Genomic DNA, 344 nt, shown 5'->3' on the forward strand with positions numbered 1-344 from the left:
ACTCAAAGAAATGAGAGCGAGTGCTGTGATCCGATACAGACGTAAATCGCTCTGGTAGCGGACACCGTTCCGCAAACACGGAGACGGGAGAGTGATTTATGCACAGACCGATTGCTGTATTTGATGCCGGTATCGGTAGCTATGCTGTGGTTGCTGAAATTCGCAGCCGCTTACCCCAGCAGGATATTATTTATTTCGCTGATCGCGCCAGTTTTCCTTATGGCGGTAAAAATCGCGCTGAGCTGATCGGGGTTATGCGCCGTACCATCGAGTATCTGGCAGGCTTTGATCCGTCAGCCATTGTGATTGCGTCCAACGCGCCGTCAATCATGGTGCTGGAGGAA

1 pseudogene is annotated in these 344 nt (G+C 51.5%); it reads left to right on the top strand.

From position 1 onward, the window contains the following. Positions 1-98: 98 nt before the first annotated feature. Positions 99-344, top strand: a pseudogene (locus HBA93_RS19660) (glutamate racemase); the annotation flags it as partial.

The sequence above is a fragment of the Ochrobactrum sp. SFR4 genome, assembly GCF_019730395.1.
Taxonomy (GTDB): Bacteria; Pseudomonadota; Alphaproteobacteria; order Rhizobiales; family Rhizobiaceae; genus Pseudochrobactrum.